8 protein-coding genes and 1 pseudogene are annotated in these 6,512 nt (G+C 61.5%); all 9 read right to left on the bottom strand.

Annotated features, from left to right (window positions below):
- Nucleotides 1-210 (bottom strand): annotated as a pseudogene (locus CAPSK01_RS12225) (SMC-Scp complex subunit ScpB); the annotation flags it as partial.
- Between the two features lie 4 nt (nt 211-214).
- Nucleotides 215-1,054, bottom strand: a complete 840-nt coding sequence (locus CAPSK01_RS12220; RefSeq protein ID WP_034926915.1) for a ScpA family protein — start codon at nt 1,052-1,054, stop codon at nt 215-217.
- A 26-nt stretch (nt 1,055-1,080) separates the two neighbouring features.
- Nucleotides 1,081-2,283 (bottom strand): tryptophan--tRNA ligase, encoded by a 1,203-nt coding sequence (locus CAPSK01_RS12215; RefSeq protein WP_034926913.1) that lies wholly within the window; start codon nt 2,281-2,283, stop codon nt 1,081-1,083.
- Nucleotides 2,284-2,300: 17 nt separating this feature from the next.
- Complete coding sequence (locus CAPSK01_RS12210; RefSeq protein ID WP_034926910.1) at nt 2,301-2,951, bottom strand: site-2 protease family protein; 651 nt, start codon at nt 2,949-2,951, stop codon at nt 2,301-2,303.
- Between the two features lie 10 nt (nt 2,952-2,961).
- On the bottom strand, nt 2,962-3,588 hold the full coding sequence (locus tag CAPSK01_RS12205) for an L-threonylcarbamoyladenylate synthase (protein ID WP_034926907.1): 627 nt from the start codon (nt 3,586-3,588) through the stop codon (nt 2,962-2,964).
- A gap of 16 nt (nt 3,589-3,604) precedes the next feature.
- Nucleotides 3,605-4,441 (bottom strand): 3',5'-nucleoside bisphosphate phosphatase, encoded by an 837-nt coding sequence (locus CAPSK01_RS12200; protein ID WP_034927026.1) that lies wholly within the window; start codon nt 4,439-4,441, stop codon nt 3,605-3,607.
- A gap of 333 nt (nt 4,442-4,774) precedes the next feature.
- Nucleotides 4,775-4,972, bottom strand: a complete 198-nt coding sequence (locus tag CAPSK01_RS22835) for a group II intron maturase-specific domain-containing protein (RefSeq protein ID WP_273703595.1) — start codon at nt 4,970-4,972, stop codon at nt 4,775-4,777.
- A complete protein-coding gene (locus tag CAPSK01_RS12195; protein ID WP_034926905.1) occupies nt 4,959-5,795 on the bottom strand; it encodes a transposase in 837 nt (278 codons plus the stop codon). The genes CAPSK01_RS22835 and CAPSK01_RS12195 overlap by 14 nt, the downstream gene beginning before the upstream one ends.
- Before the next feature lie 259 nt (nt 5,796-6,054).
- Complete coding sequence (locus CAPSK01_RS22830) at nt 6,055-6,264, bottom strand: hypothetical protein (RefSeq protein ID WP_273703594.1); 210 nt, start codon at nt 6,262-6,264, stop codon at nt 6,055-6,057.
- Between the last annotated feature and the right edge of the window lie 248 nt (nt 6,265-6,512).

Genomic DNA, 6,512 nt, shown 5'->3' with positions numbered 1-6,512 from the left:
CGCCACCGGCAGCAGTTCGAGCGGCCGCTCGCGCCATTCGCTGTGCAGTTCGTCGAGCAGCCCGCGCAGGACCTCGGCAGAGACCTGGTCGGCGAACACCCTGCGCAGATCGGCCAGCGTCAAGGGTTCCCGCGTGCTCAGCAGCACCGCTTCCAGCACCCGCTTGACTGCCGTGGTATCGGGAGGCAGCGCGGCCGGTGGCGGCGCCATCGCCTTACCGGAAGTCACCACGGGCATCGGTCAAGCGCAGGTAGATTGGAGCGAATGCTTCCATCTGGGTCATTTCGAGCAAATGCTCACGCGCCAGCTCCAGCAGGGCAAGAAAGTGCACGACCAGCACCGGCGCACCCAGGGCCGGATCGAAGAGATCGACAAACTCGACAAACCCGCCGGCATCGCGCAGGCGGCGCAAGATCAGCGTCATGTGCTCGCGCACCGACAGTTCCTCGCGCTGCACCAGATGCCGGGCATGCAGCTTGGCCTGCCGCAGGAGGCCGCGCCAGGCGTTCTGCAGATCCAGCACCGTGACTTCCGGCAACCGACGCAGCAAGGTTTTCTCGACCCAGACCTCGACCCAGTCGAAATCACGCTCGGCTTGCGGCAGTTGATTGAGCGCCTGCGCGGCCCGCTTCATCTGCTCATATTCGATCAGTCGCCGTACCAGTTCGGCGCGCGGATCCTCCGCATCGTCGCCGACGGCGGCTTTCGGTCTTGGCAACAGCATCCGCGACTTGATCTCGATCAGCATTGCCGCCATCACCAGATAGTCAGCGGCCAGTTCGAGGTTTTGCGAGCGCATCGCTTCGACGTAGACCAGATACTGCTCGGTCAGTGGCGCCATCGGAATGTCGAGCACATTCACATTGGCCCTGCGAATCAGATACAGCAGCAGATCCAGCGGTCCCTCGAAGGCGTCGAGCATGACCGCCATCGCATCGGGAGGGATGTAGAGGTCGTGCGGCATCTGCACCAGCGGTTCGCCGTAGATCCTGGCCAGCGGACTGACCGGAGCCTCAACCGCTGCCGCTGCTGCGATGGTCGCGCTAGTGCTCATCGCGGATCGACGAACTGCACCATCACTTAGCGGTAGTCCATTCCCATTGCCTGGCGCACGTCGCGCATCGTTTCACGCGCGAGATGGCGCGCCTTGCTGTTGCCGTCGGCAATGATCGATCGCACCAGCTGCGGATCGTCCAGAAAGGGTTGTGCGCGCTCGCGCATTGGCGCCTGCTCATGCAAGATGGCGTCGATCACCGGCTGCTTGCAGTCCAGGCAACCGATCCCGGCGCTGCGGCAACCTTGCTGCACCCAGGCCTGACAGGCTGCGTCCGAGTACACCTGATGCAGTTGCCAAACCGGACATTGATCCGGATCACCGGCATCGGTGCGGCGAATCCGCGCCGGGTCGGTCGGCATGCGCCGGATTTTCTGCGTCACCGAGGCGGCATCCTCGCGCAGCGTGATCGTGTTGCCGTAGGACTTCGACATCTTCTGGCCATCCACCCCCGGCATCCGCGAGGCCTCGGTCAGCAGTGCACCCGGTTCGACGAGAATCATCTTGCCGGTGCCTTCGAGGTAGCCGCGGAGGCGCTCGCGATCAGCATGTGACAGGCCATGAACTTCGTCAAGCAACGCATGTGCCTGCCCGACCGCCGCCTGCTCACCCCGTTGCTGAAAACGCGTGCGCAATTCTTCATAACGGCAGGCCCGCTTCGATCCGAGCTTCTTGACCGCCTCCCTGGCCTTGTCCGCGAAACCCGGCTCGCGCCCATAGAGATGATTGAAGCGGCGCGCCACCTCACGCGAAAACTCGATGTGCGGAACCTGATCCTCGCCTACCGGCACCTTGTCGGCCCGGTAGATCAGGATGTCGGCCGACTGCAGCAAGGGATAGCCGAGAAAGCCATAGGTCGACAGATCCTTATTCTCGAGTTTCTCCTGCTGATCTTTGTAGGTCGGCACGCGCTCCAGCCAGCCCAGCGGCACCATCATCGACAACAGCAGATGCAGCTCGGCATGTTCGGGCACCTGCGACTGAATGAACAGGGTCGCCCGTGCCGGGTCAACGCCGGCCGCCAGCCAGTCGACGACCATCTCCCAGGTAGAATCGACAATGTCCTGCGGGTCGTCGTACTGGGTGGTCAGCGCGTGCCAGTCGGCGACGAAAAAGAGGCACGGATACTCGTACTGGAGGCGCACCCAGTTCTTCAGCACACCGTGGTAGTGGCCGAGATGCAGGCTGCCGGTCGGGCGCATCCCGGAGAGGACTCGTTCTGCGTACATGTTCTGGGTTCAGGAAGTTAATTGAATTGAAAAAGGGTATCGATCAGTCCGCCAACGAGTTGCATCACCGGTGTCAGAAGCGAACCCAGCACCCCGGTAAACAGCAGCAACAGCAGGATCGGAAAGCCGAAGCGCTCGACTTGCGCAAAGCGCCAGGCGGCTTCTGGCGGCAGCAGGCTGACGGCAATCCGCCCGCCATCGAGCGGCGGCAATGGAAACAGGTTGAGCACCATCAGCGCGATATTGATCGAAATGCCGACCTCCGCCATGCGCGCCATCGGCAGACTGAAGAAGTTGATCGGTAGCAGCAAGGCCAGCTTGAACAACGCGGCCCAGAATAGCAGCATCGCGAAATTGGCCGCCGGGCCGGCGGCGGCCACCCACAACATGTCGCGCTTCGGGTGATGCAGGCGACCGAAATTCACCGGCACCGGCTTGGCCCAGCCGAACAGGATGCCTCCCGTCGACAGCAGCAGAATGATTGCCGGTACCAGGATTGTTCCCACCAGGTCGACATGCTTGAGCGGATTGGCCGTGATCCGCCCGGCCTGCCAGGCGGTCGGATCACCGAAGTGGCGGGCGGCATAACCATGCGCGGCTTCGTGCAGGGTAATCGCGAGGATTACCGGCAACGCGGCAATGGCAATCGTCTGGATCAGCGCCTGCATGCAAGGTTCCTCAGTCAAGTCCCACTGGCGCCAGCGCACCGAGCCCGGCGCGCACCAGCACCGGCAGCGCACCGGTCAGATCAACCACCGTCGTCGGCTCGGTCCCGCAAAAGCCGCCGTCGAGGATCAGTTCAAGCTGGCTGTCGAGCCGCTCGCGGATTTCCCAGCCTTCGGTCAGCGGGTCTTCGTCACCGGCGACGATCAGGGTCGAAGTCAGCAATGGTTCGCCAAGCGCCTCGAGCAGGGCCAGCGTGACCGCATGCGCCGGAATGCGCAACCCGATGGTCTTGCGCCTGGGGTGCAGGACACGCCGCGGCAATTCGCGGGTTCCCTCGAGGATGAAGGTATAGCTGCCCGGCGTCGTGGCCCTGAGCAGGCGATAGCGAGCATTGTCGACGCGCGCGAACTGGCCGATCTGCGACAGGTCGCGGCACATCAGCGTCAAGTGGTGCCGGTCATCGACACCGCGCAGGCTGCGGATTCGTTCGACTGCGGCCTTGTCGCCGAGATGGCAACCGAGGGCGTAACTCGAGTCCGTCGGTAGCGCGATGACCCCACCCTGGCGGACGACTTCGGCCGCCTTCTGCAACAGCCTTACCTGCGGATTGTCGGGATGAATCGTGATGTACTGAGCCATGACGCGTTCCCGTGGCTCAGAACCCCTGCCAGACGGGCTTCAACCCCTCCGGCAGTGGTGCCAGTTTGCCCAGATCGACATAACTCTCGCCCGGCCCGTGAAAATCGGAGCCGCGCGACGCCAGAAAATCGTATTCCCTGGCCAGGCGGCCGAAAACCTCCACATGCTCTTGCGTATGACTCCCCGACATGACCTCGATCGCCTGCCCGCCCAAGGCTTTGAAGTCACCGAGAAAACGCCGCATCTCGGGGCGCGACAACTTGTAGCGCCCCGGGTGCGCCACCGCCGCAATCCCGCCGGCGCCAAGAATCCAGCGCACTGCATCGGCCAGCGTCGCCCAGCGATGATCGACATAACCCGGCCGACCAGGAACCAGGTACGACTCGAAAACGCTGCGCAGATCCTTGCAGACGCCACTTTCAACAAGATAGCGGCCGAAATGCGCGCGGCTGACCAGGCTCGGGTTGGCCGCATAACGCATCGCACCTTCGAAAGCGCCAGCGATGCCGACCTTCTCGAGCGCCGCCGACATGCGCCGCGCACGCTCGATCCGGCCCGAACGAATCGTGGCCAGACCGTCGTTCAATACCGGATCGGCGCTATCGAAAGCGAAACCCAGGATATGAATCTGCAGCGCCTCCCACTCGATCGAGATCTCGACGCCGTTGACGAAGGCCATCCCCAGTTCTTCCGCCATCGCTCGTGCTGACGGTAGACCATCGAGGTCATCGTGGTCGGTCAGCGCCAGCATGTCCACGCCATTCGCCGCCGCTCGACGGACCAGGTCGTCCGCAGAAAGGAGACCATCCGAGCAGGTGGAATGACAATGGAGATCGCAGTTGAGCACGTGGATAGACCCATGGGGGCAGCCGGAAATCAGTAACTGTACATGATAACACAGGCCAAGGCCTGCTCCCGTCACATGAAGATGCATGGATGCATGCAAGATGCAGGGTGTAGAGTCGAGATGTGGCGCGGTAGCATTAATGTGAAAGTCGCGTATGCGACTCACGAATCCCCCCTCCCCACTTGCGGGGGAGGGGTTGGGGGAGAGGGAAACGGTCATGACTTTCATGATCGGGGGTGCCTGGAAAAGTCATGACCGTTAGGTCTGGCTGATCTGTTCCGTCCCTTTCGTCTGACGGTGCCTAGGTAGCCTGACCACAACCCCGTTTCCACATCCCGCTCATCGAACCGGACAGGCGGATCTCCCGCATCCGGCTCTCGGCAAGACATCACGCTTGCATAACCACCGGCGGAGCCGTTGCGTGACGTGGGAGTCGATGGCTCGATAGGCCGGACTGACTGGACCCAGGCAAAAATAGTTCGCCCAGCCGATCAGTTTCCGGTTCAGCCGCCCCACGACCACCTCAGCGTCCAGCATGGTCCGGCTGCGGTCGGTTTCCTGAGTGATGTTTTCCACCATTCATTTGACGCTTTTCGGCGAGGGCTGGGTGCTGCAGACGGATCTCTTCGATGCGCCTCTGTGCGAAGTGGAGCACGACGACAAACGCCTGATCGTGCGCCGCAACGAGACTGTGCGGGTGCGCGAGGCGCGTCGGCGAGAGGACAAGCTGGCGCAGTTGCAAGCGAAAGTCGCCGAACGTCACGCCTTCGTCAAGGACTCCAAGCGCGCCAGCGCGGCGGCAGGCCTGGCCGCTTTGCAGGGTTGGGCCAAGCGCCACAAACTCGCCGGGTTTATCACCCTCACGCTGAACGAACGCGTCATTGTCTGCACCCTCGACGAGGAGGCCAAAGCGCAAGACGTTCTGCTCGATGGCTGCTATCTCCTGGAAACCGATGTGCCGCAAGGCTTGATGGCTGTCCAGAAAGGTGGGGCGATTGGCCTTGTGGCTGTGAGCGTGTTTGATACTGATCCCCGGCCCGAGCTTCGCACAGCGGGGAACCCGCGTATCGTCGAGAATCCGGGTGAGCAGTTCGGCAGGGAACACCCTCAGCACCAGTTGCAGCAAGCGCCGCGACAGTTCCGTGACCGACACGCTTGCCCGCTCGATGAGCTTGTAATAGGTCGTCCAGTGCGCCTCTCGGCGAATGGCCCCGATAGCCCGAGTGACCCAGCCTTCCGGGTTGAGCAGGCAGCTGATCAGCAGTTCGACGAAGGTCCGGCGAGCACGCGGTGGCACCGCCACCAGGAGAAAGAAAATCCATTCCGAGAGCAGCAAGCAAACGTTGGCAGCGAGAGACATGAGAGAAAGTCCGGGATCGAAAACGATCCCTCACGATTCCGATGTCATGTCAAGTCTTTTTTTGCATTCTTCGAAAAATTTTTCCGGCGCCGGGATGCCTTCGACATCCGTCGGCGATCGCGAGTGTCTAAACTTCAGTCCTGTACCGGATATTTCAAGAAAACGGGTGTTTTCGTCCGAAAGTCTCAAACCTGCCGATCAGGCTACAAGCCCCATCCCACAAGGCCCCGCCTCATCCCGCCTCATCCCTCCGTGTGTCTCAAATGCTTCCCTCCCCCCTCATTCGCAAAATTGCTCTCTTCACTGAAATTTTCAGAATTCTTGCCGTTATGGACTTGACGCGAGTTCCCTGCTTTTTTCCTTCCCGATAATGAAGCGGATTGCGGGCGGCGGCATCCGCAGCCAGGGCCTCCGCACTCGAAATGCATACCCAAACAACCTGTTTACGTTGATATTTCATGTGATTCATGGATCTTCCGCTCCTCCACAACCAGGTCATCCATAATCCGTGCCTATGCTCTGGGAAGTGACGCGCCGGAAAAAAGAGCGTGAAGCTCTTAGATAGTTCCTAAAAATCATATGGTTGAGTTGATTCTTGGCATATGCCATCGAAGTGCGGAGGCCCTGCATCCGCAGCAGACTGAATCGCAGCGGCGGCCTGATCAGCAATCATGGGCGATGCCAACGCCCTTCGCCGGACTTCGCCCGCCCTTGACC

Source organism: Candidatus Accumulibacter vicinus (assembly GCF_000584955.1).
Taxonomy (GTDB): Bacteria; Pseudomonadota; Gammaproteobacteria; order Burkholderiales; family Rhodocyclaceae; genus Accumulibacter; species Accumulibacter vicinus.
Note: the sequence above shows the minus strand (reverse complement) of the source record. Positions and strands in the feature narration are given on the sequence as shown.

Bases quoted from the DNA above. Each gene is read 5' to 3' on its own strand.
- CAPSK01_RS12195 (WP_034926905.1), bottom strand. From the start codon at position 5,795: ATGTCTCTCGCTGCCAACGTTTGCTTGCTGCTCTCGGAATGGATTTTC.
- CAPSK01_RS22830 (WP_273703594.1), bottom strand. From the start codon at position 6,264: ATGAATCACATGAAATATCAACGTAAACAGGTTGTTTGGGTATGCATT.
- CAPSK01_RS12210 (WP_034926910.1), bottom strand. From the start codon at position 2,951: ATGCAGGCGCTGATCCAGACGATTGCCATTGCCGCGTTGCCGGTAATC.
- CAPSK01_RS12205 (WP_034926907.1), bottom strand. From the start codon at position 3,588: ATGGCTCAGTACATCACGATTCATCCCGACAATCCGCAGGTAAGGCTG.
- CAPSK01_RS12220 (WP_034926915.1), bottom strand. From the start codon at position 1,054: ATGAGCACTAGCGCGACCATCGCAGCAGCGGCAGCGGTTGAGGCTCCG.
- CAPSK01_RS22835 (WP_273703595.1), bottom strand. From the start codon at position 4,972: ATGCTGGACGCTGAGGTGGTCGTGGGGCGGCTGAACCGGAAACTGATC.
- CAPSK01_RS12215 (WP_034926913.1), bottom strand. From the start codon at position 2,283: ATGTACGCAGAACGAGTCCTCTCCGGGATGCGCCCGACCGGCAGCCTG.